Consider the following 20,894-nt stretch of genomic DNA (forward strand, 5'->3'; position numbering starts at 1 on the left):
CGTGAGCCGTGAGCCGTGAGCCGTGAGCCGTGAGCCGTGAGCCGTGAGCCGTGAGCCGTGAGCCGTGAGGCTGTCGCGGTCGGCGGGGCATGCCGTGCCGATCGTCCGAGCCCGGCGTGCGTGCGGGACCGGGCGCTGTCCCGCACGTGCGGCTCAGCTGGCGGTATCTCCGCCTGAACTCGCGGGTCGTCGACGAGTGCTGAACACCTCGTCGGCGACCCGTGGTCAGCCCGCGTCGGGACGGTTCAGGTAGGCCGAGGCCAGCGACAGGACGCACGCGCAGCCGATGATCGCACTGACCCACCACGGCAGGCCGGCCACGATGCTCCACACGCAACCCGCCGCCGCCAGCAGGGCGACGAGGATGTTCCGGAACTGCAGCGGCGTCGGTTTGGCCATGCGGCCAGCCTCTCACGGGCCCGAGTCAGACCTCTGCGCGCTCCCCGGGTTCGAGCAGCACCAGCCGGTCGGCCAGACCGGCCGCTTCGAACTCCTTCCGTAGTACGTCCGGGCCCTCGCTGAAGTGCTGCCAGCCCCGGAAGTGCAGCGGGACGACCTTCGCCGAGCCGAGCACCTTCGCCGCCTCGGCGGCGTTTGCGCTGGTCAACGTCAGGGGAGCCCCGTCGAACAGCTTCGTCCTCGCGGCGCCGGCGAACAGCACCGCGACGTCGACGCTGAACCGCGACGCGATCTCCCGCACCAGGTCCACCGACGCGTTGTCCCCGCTGACGTACACCGTCGGCAGGCCCTCGCCGCCGAGCACGAACCCGGTGACGTCACCGGCCAGCTGCTCCGCGCCCTCAGGCCCGTGCAACGCCGGGACAGCAGTGACCGTGAGCCGCCCGACCCGCGTCTCCTCCCAAGGCGCCAGGCCACGGGCGGTCCCGCCCAGCCGCTCGGCACCGCTGGGTGTGATCAGGGTCAGCGGGACCGTCCGGAGGTAGTCGCGACCGCGATCGTCCAGGTTGTCCGGGTGCTGATCGTGGGAGAGCAGCACGGCGTCCACCACGCCGACTGCGTCCTCGGCCAGCACCGAGTCCTCGGTCTTGACCAGTACGCGCTGCCCGATCGAGTGGTCACCCGGTGGGTCGAACGTCGGGTCGGTGAGCAGCCGGACTCCGCCCAGCTCCAGAAGTGCGGTCGGACCACCGGACAGGGTGATCCCCAGTTTCTCGGTCATATCCGGGCCAACGACGGGAACGGGCGAGCTCTTCCCTAGGGTGCCGACTGCCTCCGTGAGCTGATCACGCCGGTGTTGAACCCGGCCAGGTGCAGGCCACCGGCGAACCGCGCGTGCTCGATCTTCACGCACCGGTTCATCACGACGTCCAGACCCGCCTCCCGCGCCCGGTCGGCCACCGGTTCGTGCCACAACCCGAGTTGCAGCCACAACGTCCGCGCGCCGGCGTTGATCACTTCCTCGGCCACCTGCGGCAGGTCGTCGTGCTTCCGGAACACGCTGACGAGGTCCAGATCGCCCGGCACATCCTTGAGTGAGGCGTACACCGGCTTCCCGAGCAGGGTGTCCAGGCGCGGGTTGACGAAGTTGACCTCGTACCGCGTCGACGAGAGCAGGTAGGTCGCGACGAAGTAGCTCGGCCGCGACGGGTTCGCGGACGCGCCCACCAGCGTCACCGACTTCGTCCGGTTCAGGATCCCGCGCCGCTCGACGGCGCCGACGGCGTACGTCATCCGGCCACCGCCTTGCCCAGTGCCTGGTCGAGGTCCCAGAGGATGTCCTCGACGTCTTCCAGCCCGACCGACAGCCGGATCAGGTCCGGGCCCACACCGGCTGCTGTGAGCTGGTCCTCCGACAACTGCGCGTGGGTCGTCGACGCCGGGTGGATCACGAGCGTGCGGGCGTCCCCGACGTTCGCCAGGTGTGACAACAACTCCACCGACTCGACGAACGTCTCGCCGGCGGCGCGACCGCCGTCGATGCCGAACGAGAACACCGCCCCGGGCCCGGCGGGGAGGTACTTCTTCGCCAGGTCGTGGTGCGGGTGCGCCGGCAGGCCCGCGTACGACACCCACGCCACGCGCGGGTGCGCTTCGAGGTACTCGGCCACGGCGCGGGCGTTGGCGACGTGCGCGTCCATCCGCTGGGGCAGGGTCTCGACTCCTTGCAGCAGCAGGAAAGCCGAGTGCGGTGAGAGGACCGCGCCGATGTCCCGCAGCTGCTCCGCGCGAAGCCGTGTGCAGAAGGCGTACTCGCCGAAGTTCTCCCAGTACTTGAGGCCGCCGTAGCTCTCGACGGTCTCGGTCATCCGGGGGAATTTCCCGTTGCCCCAGTTGAACTTCCCCGACTCGACGACGATCCCGCCGAGCGTTGTCCCGTGGCCGCCGAGGAACTTCGTCGCCGAGTGCAGCACGATGTCCGCGCCGTGTTCCACCGGGCGGCAGAGGTACGGCGTCGCCAGCGTCGCGTCGACCACCAGCGGGATGTCGTGGGAGTGCGCCAGGTCCGCCAGCGCGGCGAGGTCCGCGATGCCGCCGCCGGGGTTGCCGATCACCTCGGTGTAGAGCAGCCGGGTCCGGTCGGTGATCGCCGCGGCGTAGTCGTCGATTCCGCCGCTGACGAACGTCGTCTCCACGCCGAACCGCCGGAGGGTGCCGGTGAGCTGGGTGACCGTGCCGCCGTAGAGGCCGCTCGCCGACACGATGTGGTCGCCCGCCTCGGCGAGCGCGCTGAAGGTGAGGAACTCCGCGGCCTGGCCGCTGCCCGTGGCGACCCCGCCGATCGCGCCTTCGAGGCTGGCGATCCGCTCCTCGAACGCCGCCACGGTCGGGTTCCCGATCCGGCTGTAGATGTTGCCGTACTTCTGCAGTGCGAACAGGTTCGCCGCGTCGGCCGCGTCCTCGAAGACGAAGCTCGTGGTCTGGTAGATCGGCACGGCACGGGCGCCGGTCGCCGGGTCGGGCGTGCCGCCCGCGTGCAGTGCGCGGGTCCGGAAGCCCCAGGTGCGTTCACTCATCGGTCCTCACCGTAACCGTCCTCCCCTTCGGTCGGCCACGCCTCCCAGGTGGTGGGCGTGGCCATTTCGTGCTGCCGAGGTTAGCACGCTTTGGCATTCCGTGCGCTACACTCGAACGTATGAAATGTGCCGTGTGTGGCAAGCCGCTGCCACCTCGTCGCGGCGCTGGCCGAAATCGCCAGTACTGCGACGCCACGTGCCGGAGCGCTGCCCGCCGGCAGCGAACGCACGTAAAGAATGACTTGACAACAGCCGGTCGTCAATCCACTCTTGACACCGTGCCGGACAAACCCTTGGCCGCGGTCGCCTCGGCGTTGCGGAAGGTCCGCGACGCCGAGGCGACACTGCGGGACACCGTGGACGCGGCCAGGGCGGCCGGGCACACCTGGCAGGAGATCGGTGACCTGCTGGGCACCAGCCGGCAGGCCGCTTTCCAGCGGTTCGGCCGGCCGGTCGATCCGGCGACGGGTGCGTCGATGACGGAACTGAAGCGGCCCGACGCGATTCACCGCGCCGAGGAGCTCGTGGTCGAGCTCATCGGGTGCCGGTGGCACGAGGTGCGCCGGGACTTCGACGACCGCATGCTCGCCTCGGTCGGCGAGGACGAGCTGCGGCTCGCCTGGACGCAGCTGGCCGGATCGGTCGGACGCTACGAGCGGATGGGAGAGCCGTACGCGCGGTCGGCGGGGGACTACACGATCGTCCACCTGCCACTGGCCTTCGAGGCCGGCGAGCGGACCGTGCAGGTGACCTACCGCGAGGACGGTCAGGTGGCCGGGCTGTGGATCCGGCCGGCCGAACAGATGTGAGCGCAGTTGCGAACAGGGGGAACGATGAAAACAGCAATCGCAGGCGTGATCGCGGTCCTGGTACCGCTGGTGGCCCCGGCCGCCCACGCCGCCGAAGTACCCACGGCGGGACAGCAGCTCGAATGGGTCGTCGACGCCACCGGGCGGGTCCCGGTGGCCGATACCGAGCTGCGGCAACACATCGCGCAGGTCCTGTTGACCGCGGCGGGCGGGAGCGCGGGTATCAACGCCGCGCTGACCGGGCTCGGCCGGCTCGAAGTGAAGCGAGTCGTCACCGAGGCTCCCGACCACATCGAGGCGGCGGTCCACGGGTCGGCGGACGACTACCTGCTGGCCCTCCACGTCGACCAGACCGGGCTGATCGACGGGCTGCGGGCGACCCCGGACGACCCGGTGCCGTCGTCGTGGCCGGAGCTGGACGCCCAGCTCGCGGCGCTCGGCGGCCGCGTCTCGTTCGGCGCGTCGGAGATCCTGCCGGACGGCCGCTGCCGTGACGTGCACGGCGTACAGGACAACGTGCAACGGCCTCTGGGCTCGGCGTTCAAGCTCTACGTCCTCGGGGCGCTCGGCAAGGCGGTGGCGGAGCACAAGGCGTCCTGGACCGAGCAGCTCGCGATCCGCGACGACTGGAAGAGCCTGCCCTCGGGTGTGTTGCAGAACCAGCCGGCCGGCACGCGGCTCCCGCTGTCGGAGTACGCCGACAAGATGATCTCGATCAGCGACAACACCGCCACCGACCACCTGATCCGCAGGCTCGGGCGCGACGCAGTGCAGCGGCAGCTCATCGCGTTCGGCAACCAGCGGCCGTCGGCGAACATCCCGTTCCTGACGACGAAGGCGTTGTTCGAGCTCAAGGCCACGCAGTACCCGGCCCGCGCCGATGCCTACCTGGCCCTGCCGCGTTGGGCGCGTCCCGCGGCGGTCGCCGGCCTCGAGCGGCTCCCGCTCACCGGCCTCACCTCATGGTCCGAACCAGAGAAGATCGACGAGCTCGAGTGGTTCGCCTCGCCGGACGACATCTGCCGGGCGTTCTCCGGGCTGCAGAAGGAAAACCAGCCGGAGATCGGGCACGCGTTGTCGCTCAACGACGGCGGGCTCGGCCTCGACAAGGCGAAGTTCCCGGAGGTCTGGTTCAAGGGCGGCAGTGAACCCGGTGTGCTGACCCTGAACTACCTGGCCCGCACCGCCGACGGCCGTTCACTGGTCACCAGCGTCATGGTGTCCGATCCGGTGGCGCCACTGGACGAAGGTCACGTCTCGGCACGGGGAATCGCTGTTGCGAAGGGGGCGGTGGCGCTGTTGGCCGATACGCTGCGCCGGTGACGGTGCGCTGGAGTCTGACGGTCGATTGCGCGGAGCCCCGCGTGCTCGCGAGGTTCTGGGCGGTGGCCCTCGGCTACATCGAGCGGCCGCCGCCGGCCGGGTTCGCCAGCTGGGAAGCGTGGTTCACCGACTTCGGTGTGCCCGAGGAGGAATGGGACGACGGCGCGTACCTGACCGACCCGGAAGGCGTTCTCCCGAGCTTGAGCTTCCTCAAGGTTCCCGAGCACAAGGTCGTGAAGAACCGGGTGCACCTGGACATCCAGGCGGGTGGCGGCCGCGAGGTCGACGGGGAGATGCGCTGGGAGCGGGTCGTGGAGGCGGTCGCCCGTCTCACGGCGGCGGGTGCGACGGTGCTGCACGAGTACGAAACGGGTGGCCGGCCGGATCACATCGTGATGGCGGACCCGGAGGGCAACGAGTTCTGCGTGCTCTGAGCTGGTGGTACCGACGGTCCGGGCTCGCGCGGTGGTCGACGGGCGGAACGCTGCTCGGTGTCGCGTGAGCCGAGGCGACGGTTCTGCGTGGGCGTGGCTAGCCGATCAGTTCCTCGTGGCGGGTCGGGCTGCCGCTGTGCCAGGGCAGGACGTGGCCGAAGCGGATCAGCTCGCCGTACGTCGACGGGTCGAGGTCGTCGAGGACCAGATCGAGCACCGCCTGCGCGGCCTGTTCCGGGGTCTGGGCCTGGCTGAAGTCGGCGAACCACGGGCGTGACGCGCGGGTGTCCACCAAGCCGGGGCAGACCGCCGCGACCAGGGTGCCGTCGGCGAGGTCGCGCTCCCGGCGGTCCGCGGCCACGGCGCGCATGGCGGCGACCTGGGCGACCTTCGAGGGCACGTTGATCCACTCCGGCCAGCCGAGCTCCTGGGCCCGGCCGGCGTGGATCGCAGCGCGCCAATCCTCGACGGCCCGCTCGACGTTGTCGAGTGGCACGCCGTCGAACCGGGGCCGGAGGGCCTCGGGCAGGTGGCCGAGGGTGCCCAGCGAACTGGCGACGACGAGCAGCCTGCCGCCCGGGCGCAGGATCGGGCCGAACGAGCGCAGCACCGCGTAGGTGCCGCCGTTGGCGACGTCGAGGAAGACGTCGGCCTGCTCGGCCTGGGGCCGCCCGGGGTCGAGCGGGCCGACCGCGTTGGACAGCACGAAGTCCACCTTGCCGAGGTCGGTGGCGAAGCGGGCGACGGCGTCGGCGTCGGAGACGTCGAGGACACGGCCCTCGACGCGGCTGCGCGTCGAGGGGTCCGCGACGACGCGTTCGGCGGCGGCTGCGACGCGTCCGGCGTCGCGACCGGTGAGGAGTACGAGGTCTTCCGGAAGGAGGTGGGTGGCGAGTCCTTGGGCGAGAGCGAATCCGAGGCCCTGGTTGGCTCCGGTCACCACGGCGGTGCGTGTCATACCTGCACGCTACGTTCGGCACGATCATGCGCCCAGCGAGAATCAGGCAAGCCTGGTATGCGTGAACGTCATGGACTTCGGTGACGTCTCCCTGGTGGCCCTCCGCGTGTTCCGGGAGGTCGCCGACCGGGGCACGCTCACGGCGGCCGCGGCGGCACTGGGCTACACGCAGTCCGCGGTGTCGCGGCAGATCGCCTCGCTCGAACGCGTGGCCGGAACACCGGTGCTGGAACGGCGTCCCGGCGGGGTTCGCCTGACTGTCGCCGGGAACGTCGTGCTGCGCCGGGCGATCGCGGTGCTGGACCAGATCGACGCCGCGGGGCGCGAGCTGGCCGGGCTGCCCGCCGACGGCGGGAGCGTGCGGCTCGGCTGGTTCCCCAGCGCCGGCGCCGTCCTGGTGCCGCGTGCCGTGGCGGAACTGCGGCGTACTCACCCGGCGGTGCGCGTCACCACCCGGGAAGGCACGACGCCGGTCCTGGTGCGCGCGCTGCGTGCGGGTGCGGTGGACCTGGCGGTGCTGGGTTCGGTGCCACCGTTCCGGCCGCCGGACTCCGAAACCCCGGCGTTGCGCCTCAAGACGCTCGCCGAGCGCACGCTGTGCCTCGCCGTGCCCGCGGGGCACCCGCTGGCCGGCGCGGACGCGGTCGACGTCGCCGACCTGCGCGGGCAGCGCTGGATCGCGGGGCCGTCGGCGGGAGAGGACACGCTGATGGGCGTGTGGCCCGGACTCGACGAGCGGCCGGAGATCGCGCACACCGCCCGGGACTGGCTCGCCAAGCTGAACCTGGTGGCGGCCGGGTGCGGCCTGACGACGTTGCCCGCTTCGCTGGCCGAGGCCGTGCCGCCGGGGGTGCGGGTGGTGACGGTGCGGGGCGGGCCGTCGGAACGGCGCCGCGTGGTGCTGGCCCGGCTGCCGGGCCCGCTCTCCGAACCGGCGGCGCTGCTGGCCGAGGCCCTGCGCCGGGCGGCCGCCGGGGTGCCGGACCGCGCCGAGGACTGAGACGGCGGGACGACTGGGAGGCGATGACCGAGATCACGCCAGGTGGCGTGGCGTTCGTGTCACATCGGTGGTCACCGCGGGGTCTACTGCTACGAACGCCGGCGCGAAAGGATCGGGACACGGTGGACGCACTGACCGAGCGGTTCGAACACGAGCGCCCCCGGCTGCGGGCGGTCGCCTACCGGATGCTCGGCTCGGCGAGCGAGGCCGACGACGCCGTCCAGGAGGCCTGGCTGCGGTTCGACCGCACCGACACCGGTGACGTGGAGAACGTCGGCGCGTGGCTGACCACCGTCGTCGTACGGGTGTGCCTCTCGATGCTCCGCACCCGGCGCAACCACCGCGAAGAGCCGCTGGACCAGCAGCCGGAGCCGGACGCGGACGTCCGCGACCCCGAGCAGGAGGCCGAACTGGCCGACTCGGTCGGGCTGGCCCTGCTGGTGGTGCTCGACTCGCTCGGGCCGGCCGAGCGGGTCGCGTTCGTGCTGCACGACATGTTCGCGGTGCCGTTCGACGACATCGCGCCGATGATCGACAAGACTCCGGCCGCAACACGACAGCTCGCCAGCCGCGCCCGTCGCCGGATCAAGGGCGGTGCCGCGGCGGACGCGGACGTGTCCCGGCGGCGCAAGGTCGTCGAAGCCTTCCTGGCCGCTTCGCGCGGTGGCGACTTCGAGGCGCTGCTGTCCCTGCTCGATCCGGACGTCGTCCTGCACGCCGACCGTTTCGTCGGCCCGAGCCGGGCACCGGTCATGCTGCGCGGGGTCGCCAGCGTCCGCAAGGGAGCGCTGCTGGCGTCCACGCGGGCTCGCGCCAGCGGACTGGCGCTCGTCGACGGCGTCCCCGGTCTGCTGATGGTGCGCGGCGGACGGCTGTCGGTCGTCCTGTCCTTCACCGTCGTCAACGACCGGATCACCGGCATCGAGGTCATCGCGGACCCGGAGCGGCTGCGTGGGCTGGAGGTCGCCGTCCTCGACTGACGGGTCAGCCCAAGGCCGAGCGAAGGCGGCCTTCGCGCTCCGACGGCGTCTGACGTGGGCAGCTCACGCACTTCGGGTTGCCGGCTTCGTAGATCAGGCAGCACGAGGCACGGCGGACAGCGGGTGTGCGGCCGACGCGGATAAAGCGCGGCTTCGGCAGGCCGAGGCCGATCGCTGCCACCAGCGGCTCGGCCAGGGTCATCGCGCGCTCCGGATCCGGCGTCCAGAGGAGCCGATTGGCGATCGAGTCGGTGGCGATCGCGCCCAGCGCGCGTTCGCGGGCGCCGGTGACGGTGACGATCGTCGTGATCGCGGTGCCGAGCGCCCCGGCGAACGCCGTGCCCAGCTCGGGCAGCCCACCGGACAGAGGGCGGGTCGAGCGGGCGCCGAGGAAGCGGCCGTCAGCGACGAGATCCAGCTTGATCGCCGCGAGCGCCGGGTCGACGAGGATCCCGGCGACCAGGCCTTCGAGTGCGGGCGCAACGAGCACCGAGGAGAGCGAATACCACCAGATCGTGCCGAGGACCTCGGGCCGCGCGCAGCCGTAGAGCTTCGCCGCGCCGCCGATCCGGGCCCGCACCCACTCCGGATCCGCGAGCAGGGTCGCGGGGGCGGTCCAGTCGGGCTTCACGCCTCCACCCTCCCAGACGCGCCCGACCGACGCGGGGAGGGCGCTGGAGGGCCTGGACACAGTTTTGCGGACGTGGAGCACCTGAAGGCACGAGAGGAGGGAGGGCGGGAACCGCAGCTCGCGGCGGTGGTGAGAGGGGGCGGCAGGTAGTGGCGGTAAGGGTGAGGGGACCGCCGTCCGCGGCGCCGAGGGCGGCGAGCGCCTGTTCGCGGCGGCGGCACGGCCTGCGCATAGGCCCGTCCAAGCACCGCCACAGAACCACCGCGTCACAGGCGCCGGTACGTCGAGACCGCGAACGACACCGTGACCTCCTGTGCCTCGGTCAGCGCTTCGAGACGCTCCCGGCGGCCGTCGCGGTCCAGGTGGTGGCCTGCCGGGCCCATCTCCACCGCCTGGCGTACCTGCTGCGGGGTCAGCTCCACCGTCCGGCGGACCTCCGTGCGGCCCGTACGGGCGAAGTACTCGCCGAGGGTGCCGTCGAGGCGCTCCTCCTTGCGGTCGTCCACCGTCAGGACCAGGTCGCCCAGCTCGCGGAGGTGGTCCGGGGTCGGCGAGGCGACCGTCAGCAGCCCGCCGGGGCGGAGGACGCGGTGGAACTCCGGGCCGTTGCGTGGGGCGAAGACGTTCAGCAGGACCGACGCCACCTCGTCGCCTACCGGCCACGGCTCCCACAGGTTCCACACCGCCGCGCCCAGGCGGGGGTGGGCGCGGGCCGCGCGGCGGAGGGCCACCGCCGAGACGTCCAGCGCCAGGCCGGTCGCTGCCGGGGCCGCGGACAGGACGTGGGCCAGGTAGTAACCCGTGCCCGCGCCCGCGTCGATCACCAGGCCGTCGGCGTCCGCGCAGACCCGCGCCAGTTCGTCGGCGAGGGCGCGGTACACGCCCGACTCGAGGAAGTCCGCGCGCGCCGCAACCATCGGCGCGGTGTCCGCCGTACCGGCTGGGATTCGCGCGTGCAACAAGTTCACGTAACCCTGTCGCGCTAGATCGAAAGAGTGGCGGTTGCTGCAACGCAGTGTGCGGTCGGTTAGCCCGATCGGGTCGCCGCACACCGAACATCGCAACGCTTCCACGACCCGGGGTGGCAGTGGGTCATTCCCGCGGTCGGCTGAAGTCATGGGGATATTCGACCACGAGGTTTCGCAACCGGACACTTCAGCACAGGTCCTGGGAAACCTGGACGTAACAACGTGGCGCGGACAGTTCACGCGGGTGAAACCTGACGAGCCGTCCCGTGAAACACCGCGCGCCAAAACTGCCTTCGCATGAACCCAGGGCACGGGAGGACGATGTGCTGAACGCAGGAGACACCGCATGGGTACTGGCCAGCGCCGCGCTGGTCATGCTCATGACACCGGGACTGGCCTTCTTCTACGGCGGCATGGTCCGCGCGAAGAGCGTCTTGAACATGCTGATGATGAACTTCATCGCGCTGGCCGTGGTGGGGGTGTTGTGGGCTCTGTACGGCTTCTCGATGTCGTTCTCCAACGACGCCTTCGGCGGCCTGGTCGGTAACTTCGACCTCGCCGGGCTCGGCAACACCGTCGGCAAGCTCGCCGGCTTCGTGACGGCCGCCACCAGTTCCTCGCCCGAGGTCGCGTGGCCGGGCTCGGACGCGCTGCCGGTGCTCGCTTTCGTGATGTTCCAGCTGATGTTCGCGATCATCACGCCCGCGCTGATCTCCGGCGCCATCGCCGACCGCGCGAAGTTCTGGGGCTGGACGCTGTTCGTCGTCATCTGGGTGACGGTCGTGTACTTCCCGGTCGCGCACTGGGTGTTCTCGTTCAACGGCTTCATCGGCGCGGACGCCGTCGGCGGCTGGATCGCCAACAACCTCAAGGCACTCGACTTCGCCGGTGGTACCGCGGTCCACATCAACGCCGGTGCCGCGGGTCTCGCGCTGGCGATCGTGCTCGGCAAGCGCAAGGGCTGGCCGAAGGACACCGGCCGCCCGCACAACGTGCCGTTCGTCCTGCTCGGCGCCAGCCTGCTGTGGTTCGGCTGGTACGGCTTCAACGCGGGTTCGGCGCTGGCCGCCAACGACCTCGCCGCGGTCGCCTTCACCAACACCACCGTCGCCACCGCCGCCGCCGTCCTCGGCTGGCTGCTGGTCGAGCAGCTCAAGTTCGGCAAGCCCACCACCCTCGGCGCGGCTTCCGGCGCGGTCGCCGGCCTGGTCGCCATCACCCCGGCGTGTGGTTTCGTGAGCCCGCTCGGGGCCATCGCGATCGGCGTCATCGCCGGTGCTCTCTGCGCCCTGGCCGTCTCGCTCAAGTTCCGCTTCGGCTTCGACGACTCGCTCGACGTCGTGGGCGTCCACCTGGTCGGCGGCATCGTCGGCACCCTGCTGATCGGCTTCTTCGGCACCACCAGCGTGAACTCGCTCGGCGCCGACGGCCTGTTCTACGGCGGTGGCTTCACCCAGCTGGGTAGGCAGGCCGCGGCGGCGGGCGCGGTGCTGGTGTACTCCTTCGTGCTGACCTTCATCATCGGCTTCGCGATCAAGAAGGCCGGCGGCTTCCGGGTCAGCACGGAGGACGAGGTCACCGGCATCGACGAGGCCCAGCACGCGGAGAGCGCGTACGACTTCACCGGGTTGTCCGGCGGCGGCCTCGGCTCGCCGTCCACCATCCCGGTCAAGTCCACTCCGGCCGCGAAACTCGAGGAGAGCAAGGCATGAAGCTCATCACGGCGATTGTGAAGCCGTTCACGCTGGACGACGTCCGCTCCGCGCTGGAGCAGCTGGGCGTGCTGGGCATGACGGTGAGCGAAGTCCAGGGTTACGGCCGCCAGAAGGGTCACACCGAGGTCTACCGCGGCGCGGAGTACTCGGTGGACTTCGTGGCCAAGCTGAAGATCGAGGTCGTCACCGACGACACCAACGTGGAGAAGGTGCTCGACGCCATCACCACGGCCGCGCACACCGGCAAGATCGGCGACGGCAAGCTGTGGGTGACGCCGGTCGAGACGGTCATCCGGGTACGGACCGGCGAGCGCGGCACGGACGCTCTATAGGCGTCTGGGATGGCCGACGGGGGCGAACTGGTCAAGGCCACCGAGCGACTGCTCGAGGGCAGGCACGGGAGGCTGGGGGCGTCCGCGTTGCGGGCGGCCCTGGTCGACCTCTACGAGTTCTGGCTGGGCAGGGGAGCTTCGGCGGCCGGCGTCGACACCGCGGAACCGGGTGTCGCGCTGGTCGCCGTGGGCGGGCTCGGCCGCCGGGAGCTGGTGCCGTTCTCCGATCTCGACCTGCTGCTGGTGCACAACGGCAACAGCAGGGTCGGCGAGATCGCGGACGCGCTCTGGTATCCCTTGTGGGACGCGAAAGTCGGGCTCGACCACTCGGTCCGCACGCCCGGCGAAGCGCTGAAGGTCGCTTCGGAGGATCTTCGTACGGCGATGGGCCTGCTCGACGCCCGGCACCTCGCCGGGGACGCCGAGCTGAGCGGCCGCCTCGTCACGGCGGCGCGGGACCAGTGGCGCCGCACCGCACGCAAGCAGATCCCCGATCTGACGGCGTCGGTGCGGCAGCGCTGGACCCGCAGCGGTGAGATCGCGCAGTCCGCCGAACCCGATCTCAAGCACGGGCGGGGCGGGCTGCGGGACTTCGCCGTCCTGGAAGCGCTGGCCGCGGCGCAGCTCACCGCCCGCCCGGGCGAGGAACTGCTGGAGGCCAAGGGACTCCTGCTCGACGTCCGGACCGAGCTGCGGCGCGAGATCCGGCGCGAGCGGGACGTCCTGTCCGCGCCGGAGGCCGAGCTGGTGGCCGCCGAGCTCGGCTTCGGTGACCGTTTCACCTTGGCGCGCAAGCTGTCCGGCGCGGGACGCACGATCGCGTACGCGCTGGACGTCGCGCTCCGGTCCACTGTGGAACCACCGAAGGCGCGGTTCGGGCGGCGGCCGTCGCGCACCCCGCTCGCCGAAGGCGTGGTGCTGCACGGGAACGAGGTCTCGCTGGCCCGTGACGCCGTGCCGGCGAAGGACCCGGCGCTGCTGCTGCGGGTCGCCGCGGCGTCGGCGCGCACCGGAAAGCCGATCGCGCTCGGCACCCTGAAGGCACTGGCCGAGTCCGCGCCCGAGCTGCGCGCGCCGTGGCCCGCCGAGGCGTTGAACGCCCTCGTCGAGCTGCTGGGCGCGGGGGAGGGCCTGGTCGACGCCGTCGAGTCGCTCGACCGGACCGGTCTGTGGTCCCGGCTGTTCCCCGAGTGGGGCGCGGTCCGCGATCTGCCGCCGCGGTCGCCGGTGCACCAGTGGACGGTCGACCGGCACCTCGTGCGCACCTGCGTCGAGGCGGCCAAGCTGACCACCACGGTGCCGCGGCCGGACCTGCTGCTGGTCGGCGCGCTGCTGCACGACATCGGCAAGGGCCGCGACGCCGACCACTCCGAGCTGGGCGCCAAGATCTCCGCCCAGGTCGCGGCCCGGCTCGGGCTCGACACGGGTGACGCCGCGACGGTCTCGGCGATGGTCCGCCACCACCTGCTGCTGCCGCACACCGCCACGCGGCGCGACATCAGCGAGCCGGCCACCGTGGCGCGGGTGGTGAAGACCCTGGACGGCGACCTCGTCCTGGTCGAGCTGCTGCACGCGCTCACCCAGGCCGACTCGCTGGCCACCGGGCCCGGGGTCTGGACGGACTGGAAGGCCCGGCTGCTCGCCGAGCTGGTCACCGGGTGTGAGGAAGTGCTGCGCGGCAAGGGGTTCACCGCACCCGAGCCGATGGACTCCGAACAGCGCGAGCTCGTCGCGCAGGCCGTCGCCTCGGGAAACGGCGAGGTCCGGATCAGCACGCAGGGCAAGGTCGTCACGGTGCTGCTGGCCGTGCCGGCCCGCGCGGAGCTGCTGGCCCCGGCGGCCGGTGTGCTGGCGCTGAACTCGATGGAGGTGCACTCGGCGATCCTGCGCGGCCATGACGGCGGGCGCGCCGGGATCTTCACAGCGTCACCGAAGTTCGGTTCACTGCCGGAGGTGACGCTGCTGCGCGAGCAGTTCGCCCGCGCGGTCGCCGGTACTTTGCCGCTGACGCAACGACTGGCGGCGAAGGAACGCGACTACGGCTCACCCGACGCGGCGTCGGTCGCGCCGAAGGTGTTGTGGTTCGACGACGAGACGAGCGGCCCCGATACGGTGGTCCTCGAACTCCGGGCGGCCGACCGGATCGGCCTGCTGTTCCGCGTCGCCGGGGCGTTGCGCCGCTGCGACGCGGAAGTCCGCTGGGCCAAGGTGGCGACGCTGGGCGGCGCGGTGGTCGACTCGTTCGCGGTGACGCCCCGCAGCGGCCGCATCGAGCCGGGCTGGCGCCGCGAGGTCGAGCAGGCGGTAATGGCCGCGGCTTCCTGAACGAGTGGTGCCTGAGCCGGGCCGTCACCCGGCTCAGGCACCCTCACCCCAGCACGACCGCGGGCTCGCCGAACCACGTGGCCAGCGCGTTTTCCAAACCCGGGCCGCCGTTCCAGACCACGTAACCATCGGGCCGGACGAGCTGCGGCCCGGCACCGGGACGGGTCTCGACGCGGTCGGCCCACCCCGGCGGCAGCTCCGCGCCGACCAGGACCGCACGACCGTCCGATGTGGACGGCACGTCGACCGCGCGGCCGGAAACACCCGGGTAGGTCACACCGATGCCCGAGATCTCCGCCGCGAGCGTGCGGTGGGCCTCCTGGACGGCGATCAGGCCCGTGACGATCTCCCGGACGGCCACCGCGTCGGGGTCGGGCACCCCGAGCACCGCCTGCGCGCGGGTGCTGACCAGCACGCGGGCGGCGACCGGGTGCCGCTCGTCGTGGTAGCTGTCGAGCAGACCGCCGGGAGCGTGGCCGCGGACGTGCGCGGCCAGCTTCCAGCCGAGGTTCACCGCGTCCTGCAGGCCCAGGTTGAGTCCCTGGCCGCCGACCGGCAGGTGGATGTGCGCGGCGTCGCCCGCGAACAGCACCCGGCCGTGGCGGTAGCGCTCCAGCTGCCGGGACGCGTCGCCGAACCGGGACGCCCAGAGCACCTCGCCCACCTCGAACCCCGGCCCGTGCAGGGCGGTCAGCGCCCGCTGCAACTCGCCGGCCGTGACGGGCTCGTCGCGGCCGAGCCGCTGCTGCTCCTCGCCGACGACGACCAGGCGGTGCCGGCCACCGGCGAGCGGCAGCAGGAACCCCGAGGCCTGGGACGGCAGCCGCCACTCGTCGGCGTAGCCGTCGGGCTTCCCGGTGAGCGTGAGATCGGCGACGACCAGCGAAATCCGCGCCGAGCGGCCGGGGAACGCGGCGCCCAGCAGCGTCCGGACGGTGCTGTGGCCGCCGTCGGCCGCCACCAGCCACCCCGCCCGGTACTCCTGGCCGCCCGCGGTGACCGTGACGCCCTCGTCGTCCTGCACCACCGCGGTGACGGCCGCGTCGCGCAGCACCGGCGTGCGCAGCCGCGCTTCGATCGCCGCCGCGACGTGCACCTGCTCGACGCCGAGCTGGTACGGGAAGCGGGACGGCAGGTCGGTGTAGTCGATCGGGATGTTCGAGAAGTGCCCGCCGGGCAGCCGGGCCTCGATGTGCGGTTCGATCGCGGCGAGCAGGCCGCGGTCGGCGAGCACCTCGACCGACCGGGGCTGCAGGCCGAGTGCCTTCGACTGCGTCGTCGGGCGGGCGTCGCGCTCCAGGACCAGCACGTCGAGCCCGGCGCGCTCCAGTTCGAACGCGGTCAGCAGGCCGGTCGGGCCGGCGCCGGCGATCAGGACGTCAGGCATCCAGGTTCTCCTTCTTGAGGTACCAGACGTGCCAGACGATCAGGGCGGCCAGCATGGCGAACCACTGCACGGTGGTGACCAGCGAGATCAGGTCGATCGGCAAGGTGTAGACGAGCACGATGTGCACGATCGCGCTGGCCACCAGCACGCCGCCCCAGGCGGCCGTGTTGATCCGCAGGCCGCGCCGGAAGCGGGCGTCGGTGTCCCAGCGGGACGCCCACGCGTCCGCGCCCTCGGCACCGCGCTTGACCTCGGCGATCGTGCGGCCCAGCGTCAGCTGCGCCGGCCGCCCGATGAACACCGTGACCAGCATCCACGCACCGAACACGCCACCCAGTGCGGCTGTCCACCCTTCGCGGATCACCAGCGTGCGCGGGTCGTCGGAGAGCAGGCCCAGCACCACCGACAGCACCATGACGCTCAGCGTCACCAGGGCGACGAGGTCGACCTTGCGGTTGCGCGCGATCGTCCACAGCACGTACGGCGCGGCGACCAGGATGCCGGCCATCAGCGACCACCACTGGCTGACGCCCGCCGCGCGCAGGCCGTAGAACAGCGCCATCGGCACGATCACTTCGAACACGACGTTCAGCACGTTGGCGCGGATGACCCGGCGCAGGCCGGCGTCGGGCTCGGACTTCTGTTCGATCATCATGCGGGTTCCCCAGTGGTTTCGGGTGCGGTCGCCCGCACGTAGAGGTCGGCGAGTTCACGGCCGATGCGCGTGAGCTCGGCTGGTTCGGGTACGGCGGCGGCCGCGGTGGCGACGACGGCGTCGAGGCCGCTGGTGAGCGCCAGTGCCGCGGTCCGCGGGTCGAAACGGCCGAAGGCGCCGGCCGCCTGTCCGGTGCGGAAGTGCTCCTCGAACAACGCGAGCCGCCCGTTGACGGCGTCGCTCTGCGAGCCGGCGTTCTTCACCAGGTCGATCAGTGCCCGGATCGCGGCGGGGTGCTCCCCGACGAGCGCGACGTTGGCTTCGACGAAGGCGCGCAGCTGCGCGACGTGCCCGACGGCGGCGTCGATGCGCGGCTGCATGAACGCCCCGGTGACCCGTTCGATCTCGGTGATGCACACCGCGAGCAGGTCGTCCTTGCCCGCGAAGTGGTAGCTGATCATGCCGGTGCTCGACAGACCCGCGTGCTTCGCGATCCGGCTGAACGACGCCTTGGCGTAACCGTCCTCGGCGATCACTTCGATCGCCGCCCGCACGATCTGGGCCCGCCTGCCGGACTCGGTGAACGTTCTTGCTCGCATGAGCAAAAGTTAGCTCAAGCGAGCAAAAATGACAAGTCACCTGGTCAAGGGCTGGAGAAAGGGGAGTGGATCAGGCGATGGCGGTGCCGTCGACGAGCGGGCTGGGAGGTTGAGCGGGCCGTTTTGGCCACAGCTTCCCGAAGGATGCGGTGGATCTTGTAACAGCCGGTGTCTCGCCACCGAGATCTTCCGCATGGCCGGGACGAAAATCCAAGCAGCGGAGCACACTGTCGGCGACATCTTCACCGACGACTACCACTTCACGATCCCTCGTTATCAGCGCCCATACGCGTGGACGACCGACCAGGCGGGGGAGATGTTCGACGACCTTCTCGCCGCTTCTCGCGCCAAGGACTCGCTCACCGAAGCCGATCCCTACTTCCTTGGCAGCATCGTGCTGGTCAAAGCGGAAAAGCAAGCACTGGCCGAGGTGGTCGACGGGCAGCAGCGTCTCACCACTCTCACGGTGCTGCTGAGCGTTCTCCGCGACTGCGTCTCGCCACCCTTTGCCGCTTCACTGGAGAAGCGGATCTTCCAGAAGGGAGATCCGATCAAGCAGACCGCGGATCAACCTCGTCTCCGTCTGCGAAACCAGGACCAGGGCTTCTTCGAGAAGTACATTCAGGAACGAGAAGGCAACGCTCTGCTTGCGTCCTTGGTGGACGTGCGACCCGACAGCCAGGCACGCTTGGTCGAGAACGCACTCCAGCTCAAGGCTCGGTTGAGCGAACTGGAGATGGTGGAGCGCGAGCGTCTGGTCTCGTTCATCGACCAGCACACGTACCTGGTCGTGGTGTCGACTGCCGATTTCGAGTCGGCCTACCGCATCTTCTCGGTGCTCAACGAGCGCGGCTTGGATCTCACGCACACCGACATCCTCAAGGCGGAGATCATCGGCCGCATCGTGGAAGTCGACCAGGACGCCTATACCACCAAGTGGGCCCGGGAAGAGGACGATCTCGGTCGCAGCGACTTCGGCGATCTCTTCTCTCACATCCGCATGGTGTACGCGAAGACGAAAGCTCGTGAGTCGATCTTGAAGGAGTTCCGCGCGTCGGTCCTGCAGCGCGTGTCGGATGGCAAGAAGTTCATCGACGACGTGCTGGTTCCGTACTCGGACGCCTTCGAGGCGGTCACGCGTGCGAGCTACGCCGGAGGCCCCGACGAGGAAGCGATCAACAGACTCCTGGGCTGGCTGAAACAGCTGGACAACACCGACTGGATCCCTCCGGCCATCAGCTACTTCAGTCGTCCGACCGCCGATTCCGCAGAACTTCTCCGCTTCCTGGTCGACCTCGAAAGACTCGCGGCGAGCATGCTCGTCCGCCGGGTGGACATCACTCGCCGGATCGAGCGTTACGGACGCGTCCTGGACTGGATGGAAAAGGAACGCGACCTCTATGCGGACGAGTCCCCGCTCCAGTTGTCCGCTGACGAACGAGCGGCGACCGTCGAGAGGCTCAACGCCGAGATCTACACAGTCACACGGATTCGTCAGTACGTGCTGTTACGCCTCGATTCTGCGCTGTCGGACGGTGGGAAGAGCTACGAACACTCCCCACTGATCAGTGTGGAACACGTTTTACCCCAATCGCCCGCAGCAGACAGCACATGGACTACGGAGTTCACTCCGCAGGAGCGGTTGTATTGGGTTCACCGCCTGGCGAACCTCGTCCTGCTTTCGAGGCGGAAGAATTCCCAAGCCGGCAACCTCGAGTTCGAAGTGAAGAAGACCAAGTACTTCGAGAAGACGAGCTGGCCGCCGTTCGTCCTGACCGGACAAGTGCTCGACAGCCCCGAGTGGACTCCGGCCGTCCTCGAAGGGCGACAGGAGACTCTGCTGAAGGTCCTCGGCGATCTCTGGCGGCTGAACCCCGATAGCTCTACGGCTTCCTAGGCGATGGCGGTGCCGTCGACGACCTTGTTGCGGCCCGCGTCCTTGGCCCGGTAGAGGGCCTTGTCCGCGGCCTGCAGCAGGCGGTCGACGGCCGTGCCGCCGTCGGGGTAGGTCGCTACGCCGATCGAGGCCGACAGGGCGTCGATGAGGCGCACCTGGTTGCCGTCCTCGTACTCGACTTCCAGCGCCGCGATGGCCGCGCGGATGCGTTCCGCCACCGCGAGCACGGCGGCCGGGCCGATGTCCGGGAGCAGGACGACGAACTCCTCGCCGCCGAAGCGGCCGACCGAGTCGTAGTCGCGGACGGCGTTCTTGATCGTGGTCGCGATGGCCCGCAGGACCGTGTCGCCCGCGAGGTGGCCGTGCTGGTCGTTGATCAGCTTGAAGTGGTCCAGGTCGATCATCAGGATGCCGAAGCTGCTCTGCGTGCTGCGCTGCGCCCTGGCCAGCTCGCGCGACGCCAGCAGGTGCCAGCCGGTCGTGTTGAACAGGCCCGTCTTCTCGTCGGTCGTCGCGGCGATCTCGAGCTGCTTGATCAGCACCGCCCGGTGCAGCACCAGCAGCGGCGGCACGATGGCGATCGCCAGTGCGGGCAGCGTCGCCAGCGTCAACGCCGTGAGCAGGCCGAGGCACAGCGTCGCGACCTCGAGGAGGTTGTCGCCGAGGCCACCGAAGAACGCCTTCACCGTGCGCTTGGTGATCGTCAGCGCCGGGACGATCGTGATCGCGGAGACCAGGAAGTACGCCACCGCGGCCAGCGTGATCGCCGTGACGCCGCGCCAGCCGGACGTCAGCGCCGAGTACATGTCCGGCACGCCGAGGCGGTGCAGGACGAACTCGGCCGAGTAGCAGGTGACGACGACCAGCGTCGCGTTCAGCGCGGTCCGGAACGGCGGGACGCGCTTCATCCGCGCGAGGCTGCGCGTCGCCAGGTGCACGTACAGGACGACGACCAGGGCGGCGACGAGCGCGGGCGGCAGGAGCAGCACGCCGGCGAACGTCCAGACCGACGTCAGGTTGATGTGCGGGGTGTCGGACACCAGCCGCCGGACGCGCTCGATCTGCCGGCCCAGCTCGGCCTGCAGCACGCCGAGCACGGCCAGGACGGCGAGGACGACCAGGTCCCAGAGCCGCACGGGCACCGCGACGGCGGTCCAGACGGTGGCCACGAGCGCCACCGACTCGACCAGGAAGACGTAGGAGATCAGTGACCCGCGCTGCCGCCAGAGGGTCCAGTGACCAGGACTCAGCATCCCCCGAACGCGACCCGCACGGGGTTCGGCCGGATGGGCGCCGTCCATACTCAAGGCGGTGCAACTCCCGTGGGTGATCCGACGATCCGCTTCCACCCCATCACACCGGGCGGCCGCGATCGATGATTGCCACACGATCGGACCAGTGAGGGGAGGCCGCCGCCATGCGCAACCGCGAATCCTGAGCCCCCCGCGTCCCGATGTCCGCCGTGGATCGCCGGAGGGAGGCCGTCGTGCGCAACCGCGAATCCTGAGCCACCGCAGTTCTGTCCGTCCCGCGCGAGAGGAGAGCTGCCGTGCGTAACCGCGAGTCCTGATCCCGTGCCACCCGCCCGCGACGCCTGGAGGGAGAGCCCTGTGCGTAACCGCGAGTCCTGACTTCAAGTCCACCTGCCGTGACGCCTGAAAGGGGAGCCCTGTGCGTAACCGCGAGTCCTGACTTCAAGCCCACCTGCTGCAACGCCTGGAGGGAGCTCTATGCGTAACCGCGAGTCCTGAACCCAAGCCCACCCGCCGCGACGCCTGAAAGGGGAGCCCCGTGCGCAATCGCGAGTCCTGAACCCACGCCGCACACCGTCCGTCCCGGTACGAGAGGGGATCGTCACCATGCGCAACCGTGAATCCTGAAGTGACGCGGGCCCGGGTGGGGCCGC

The 20,894-nt window shown here is 70.6% G+C and carries 20 protein-coding genes; 9 read left to right on the forward strand and 11 right to left on the reverse strand.

Annotated elements, in window-relative coordinates:
• Positions 1-225: 225 nt before the first annotated feature.
• From ACGFMK_RS37270 to ACGFMK_RS37285, 4 genes are read right to left on the reverse strand one after another with little or no spacing between them, the layout of a single operon-like run.
• Complete coding sequence (locus ACGFMK_RS37270; protein WP_392773637.1) at positions 226-399, reverse strand: hypothetical protein; 174 nt, start codon at positions 397-399, stop codon at positions 226-228.
• Between the two features lie 25 nt (positions 400-424).
• Positions 425-1,180 carry an MBL fold metallo-hydrolase gene (locus ACGFMK_RS37275; RefSeq protein ID WP_392773638.1) on the reverse strand — a complete coding sequence of 252 codons (756 nt, stop codon included), beginning with the start codon at positions 1,178-1,180 and terminating at the stop codon, positions 425-427.
• 35 nt (positions 1,181-1,215) lie between these two features.
• Complete coding sequence (locus ACGFMK_RS37280) at positions 1,216-1,692, reverse strand: CoA-binding protein (protein ID WP_392773640.1); 477 nt, start codon at positions 1,690-1,692, stop codon at positions 1,216-1,218.
• Positions 1,689-2,975, reverse strand: a complete 1,287-nt coding sequence (locus ACGFMK_RS37285) for an O-acetylhomoserine aminocarboxypropyltransferase/cysteine synthase family protein (RefSeq protein WP_392773642.1) — start codon at positions 2,973-2,975, stop codon at positions 1,689-1,691. Before ACGFMK_RS37285 ends, ACGFMK_RS37280 begins: the two co-directional genes overlap by 4 nt.
• A 278-nt stretch (positions 2,976-3,253) precedes the next feature.
• Between ACGFMK_RS37285 and ACGFMK_RS37290 the strand changes: the two genes are divergently transcribed.
• From ACGFMK_RS37290 to ACGFMK_RS37300, 3 genes are read left to right on the forward strand one after another with little or no spacing between them, the layout of a single operon-like run.
• A complete protein-coding gene (locus ACGFMK_RS37290) occupies positions 3,254-3,784 on the forward strand; it encodes a DUF3887 domain-containing protein (protein WP_392773643.1) in 531 nt (176 codons plus the stop codon).
• A 24-nt stretch (positions 3,785-3,808) separates the two neighbouring features.
• Positions 3,809-5,107, forward strand: coding sequence for a serine hydrolase (locus ACGFMK_RS37295; RefSeq protein WP_392773645.1), 1,299 nt, complete (start codon positions 3,809-3,811; stop codon positions 5,105-5,107).
• A 14-nt stretch (positions 5,108-5,121) separates the two neighbouring features.
• Positions 5,122-5,541 (forward strand): VOC family protein, encoded by a 420-nt coding sequence (locus ACGFMK_RS37300; RefSeq protein ID WP_392773723.1) that lies wholly within the window; start codon positions 5,122-5,124, stop codon positions 5,539-5,541.
• Positions 5,542-5,638: 97 nt separating this feature from the next.
• Here the strand turns inward: ACGFMK_RS37300 and ACGFMK_RS37305 are convergent, their stop codons facing one another.
• A complete protein-coding gene (locus ACGFMK_RS37305) occupies positions 5,639-6,499 on the reverse strand; it encodes an SDR family NAD(P)-dependent oxidoreductase (RefSeq protein ID WP_392773647.1) in 861 nt (286 codons plus the stop codon).
• Between the two features lie 70 nt (positions 6,500-6,569).
• Here ACGFMK_RS37305 and ACGFMK_RS37310 point away from each other — a divergent pair, with 70 nt between their 5' ends.
• Positions 6,570-7,499 (forward strand): LysR substrate-binding domain-containing protein, encoded by a 930-nt coding sequence (locus tag ACGFMK_RS37310; RefSeq protein ID WP_392773725.1) that lies wholly within the window; start codon positions 6,570-6,572, stop codon positions 7,497-7,499.
• Positions 7,500-7,621: 122 nt separating this feature from the next.
• Positions 7,622-8,479, forward strand: a complete 858-nt coding sequence (locus ACGFMK_RS37315) for a sigma-70 family RNA polymerase sigma factor (protein ID WP_392773649.1) — start codon at positions 7,622-7,624, stop codon at positions 8,477-8,479.
• Between the two features lie 4 nt (positions 8,480-8,483).
• Here ACGFMK_RS37315 and ACGFMK_RS37320 read toward each other — a convergent pair whose 3' ends face one another.
• Together ACGFMK_RS37320 and ACGFMK_RS37325 are read right to left on the reverse strand one after the other, a co-directional pair.
• Positions 8,484-9,110: a (2Fe-2S)-binding protein gene (locus ACGFMK_RS37320; protein WP_392773651.1), complete on the reverse strand. Its 627-nt coding sequence runs from the start codon at positions 9,108-9,110 to the stop codon at positions 8,484-8,486.
• A gap of 266 nt (positions 9,111-9,376) precedes the next feature.
• Entirely contained in the window at positions 9,377-10,228 is an 852-nt protein-coding gene (locus ACGFMK_RS37325) for a putative RNA methyltransferase (RefSeq protein ID WP_392773652.1), read from the reverse strand.
• Between the two features lie 173 nt (positions 10,229-10,401).
• On the opposite strand from ACGFMK_RS37325, the gene ACGFMK_RS37330 reads away from it, so the two are divergent.
• The 3 genes from ACGFMK_RS37330 to ACGFMK_RS37340 are packed head-to-tail and all read left to right on the forward strand — an operon-like array spanning position 10,402 to position 14,450.
• Positions 10,402-11,790 (forward strand): ammonium transporter, encoded by a 1,389-nt coding sequence (locus ACGFMK_RS37330; protein ID WP_392773654.1) that lies wholly within the window; start codon positions 10,402-10,404, stop codon positions 11,788-11,790.
• On the forward strand, positions 11,787-12,125 hold the full coding sequence (locus tag ACGFMK_RS37335) for a P-II family nitrogen regulator (RefSeq protein WP_093952295.1): 339 nt from the start codon (positions 11,787-11,789) through the stop codon (positions 12,123-12,125). The genes ACGFMK_RS37330 and ACGFMK_RS37335 overlap by 4 nt, the downstream gene beginning before the upstream one ends.
• A 9-nt stretch (positions 12,126-12,134) precedes the next feature.
• Positions 12,135-14,450, forward strand: coding sequence for a [protein-PII] uridylyltransferase (locus ACGFMK_RS37340; RefSeq protein ID WP_392773656.1), 2,316 nt, complete (start codon positions 12,135-12,137; stop codon positions 14,448-14,450).
• A gap of 43 nt (positions 14,451-14,493) precedes the next feature.
• On the opposite strand, the gene ACGFMK_RS37345 is transcribed toward ACGFMK_RS37340, so the two are convergent.
• From ACGFMK_RS37345 to ACGFMK_RS37355, 3 genes are read right to left on the reverse strand one after another with little or no spacing between them, the layout of a single operon-like run.
• Complete coding sequence (locus tag ACGFMK_RS37345) at positions 14,494-15,837, reverse strand: FAD-dependent oxidoreductase (protein WP_392773657.1); 1,344 nt, start codon at positions 15,835-15,837, stop codon at positions 14,494-14,496.
• On the reverse strand, positions 15,830-16,492 hold the full coding sequence (locus tag ACGFMK_RS37350; RefSeq protein WP_392773659.1) for a VC0807 family protein: 663 nt from the start codon (positions 16,490-16,492) through the stop codon (positions 15,830-15,832). Before ACGFMK_RS37350 ends, ACGFMK_RS37345 begins: the two co-directional genes overlap by 8 nt.
• Positions 16,489-17,091, reverse strand: coding sequence for a TetR/AcrR family transcriptional regulator (locus ACGFMK_RS37355; protein WP_392773660.1), 603 nt, complete (start codon positions 17,089-17,091; stop codon positions 16,489-16,491). The genes ACGFMK_RS37350 and ACGFMK_RS37355 overlap by 4 nt, the downstream gene beginning before the upstream one ends.
• A gap of 193 nt (positions 17,092-17,284) precedes the next feature.
• Here ACGFMK_RS37355 and ACGFMK_RS37360 point away from each other — a divergent pair, with 193 nt between their 5' ends.
• Positions 17,285-18,988, forward strand: coding sequence for a DUF262 domain-containing protein (locus tag ACGFMK_RS37360; protein ID WP_392773662.1), 1,704 nt, complete (start codon positions 17,285-17,287; stop codon positions 18,986-18,988).
• Here ACGFMK_RS37360 and ACGFMK_RS37365 read toward each other — a convergent pair.
• Positions 18,985-20,289: a GGDEF domain-containing protein gene (locus ACGFMK_RS37365; protein ID WP_392773664.1), complete on the reverse strand. Its 1,305-nt coding sequence runs from the start codon at positions 20,287-20,289 to the stop codon at positions 18,985-18,987. The genes ACGFMK_RS37360 and ACGFMK_RS37365 overlap by 4 nt on opposite strands.
• Positions 20,290-20,894 lie beyond the last annotated feature (605 nt).

Origin of the sequence: Amycolatopsis sp. NPDC049252, from assembly GCF_043197175.1 — a bacterium.
In the GTDB taxonomy this organism is placed as follows: domain Bacteria; phylum Actinomycetota; class Actinomycetes; order Mycobacteriales; family Pseudonocardiaceae; genus Amycolatopsis.

What these genes read in the sequence shown, in the direction of transcription:
- ACGFMK_RS37360 (WP_392773662.1), top strand. Translation starts at nt 17,285, where the DNA reads ATGGCCGGGACGAAAATCCAAGCAGCGGAGCACACTGTCGGCGACATC.
- ACGFMK_RS37295 (WP_392773645.1), top strand. Translation starts at nt 3,809, where the DNA reads ATGAAAACAGCAATCGCAGGCGTGATCGCGGTCCTGGTACCGCTGGTG.
- ACGFMK_RS37340 (WP_392773656.1), top strand. Translation starts at nt 12,135, where the DNA reads ATGGCCGACGGGGGCGAACTGGTCAAGGCCACCGAGCGACTGCTCGAG.
- ACGFMK_RS37275 (WP_392773638.1), bottom strand. Translation starts at nt 1,180, where the DNA reads ATGACCGAGAAACTGGGGATCACCCTGTCCGGTGGTCCGACCGCACTT.
- ACGFMK_RS37280 (WP_392773640.1), bottom strand. Translation starts at nt 1,692, where the DNA reads ATGACGTACGCCGTCGGCGCCGTCGAGCGGCGCGGGATCCTGAACCGG.
- ACGFMK_RS37305 (WP_392773647.1), bottom strand. Translation starts at nt 6,499, where the DNA reads ATGACACGCACCGCCGTGGTGACCGGAGCCAACCAGGGCCTCGGATTC.
- ACGFMK_RS37350 (WP_392773659.1), bottom strand. Translation starts at nt 16,492, where the DNA reads ATGATGATCGAACAGAAGTCCGAGCCCGACGCCGGCCTGCGCCGGGTC.
- ACGFMK_RS37310 (WP_392773725.1), top strand. Translation starts at nt 6,570, where the DNA reads ATGGACTTCGGTGACGTCTCCCTGGTGGCCCTCCGCGTGTTCCGGGAG.
- ACGFMK_RS37285 (WP_392773642.1), bottom strand. Translation starts at nt 2,975, where the DNA reads ATGAGTGAACGCACCTGGGGCTTCCGGACCCGCGCACTGCACGCGGGC.
- ACGFMK_RS37365 (WP_392773664.1), bottom strand. Translation starts at nt 20,289, where the DNA reads ATGGACGGCGCCCATCCGGCCGAACCCCGTGCGGGTCGCGTTCGGGGG.
- ACGFMK_RS37355 (WP_392773660.1), bottom strand. Translation starts at nt 17,091, where the DNA reads ATGCGAGCAAGAACGTTCACCGAGTCCGGCAGGCGGGCCCAGATCGTG.
- ACGFMK_RS37325 (WP_392773652.1), bottom strand. Translation starts at nt 10,228, where the DNA reads ATGACTTCAGCCGACCGCGGGAATGACCCACTGCCACCCCGGGTCGTG.
- ACGFMK_RS37270 (WP_392773637.1), bottom strand. Translation starts at nt 399, where the DNA reads ATGGCCAAACCGACGCCGCTGCAGTTCCGGAACATCCTCGTCGCCCTG.
- ACGFMK_RS37345 (WP_392773657.1), bottom strand. Translation starts at nt 15,837, where the DNA reads ATGCCTGACGTCCTGATCGCCGGCGCCGGCCCGACCGGCCTGCTGACC.
- ACGFMK_RS37335 (WP_093952295.1), top strand. Translation starts at nt 11,787, where the DNA reads ATGAAGCTCATCACGGCGATTGTGAAGCCGTTCACGCTGGACGACGTC.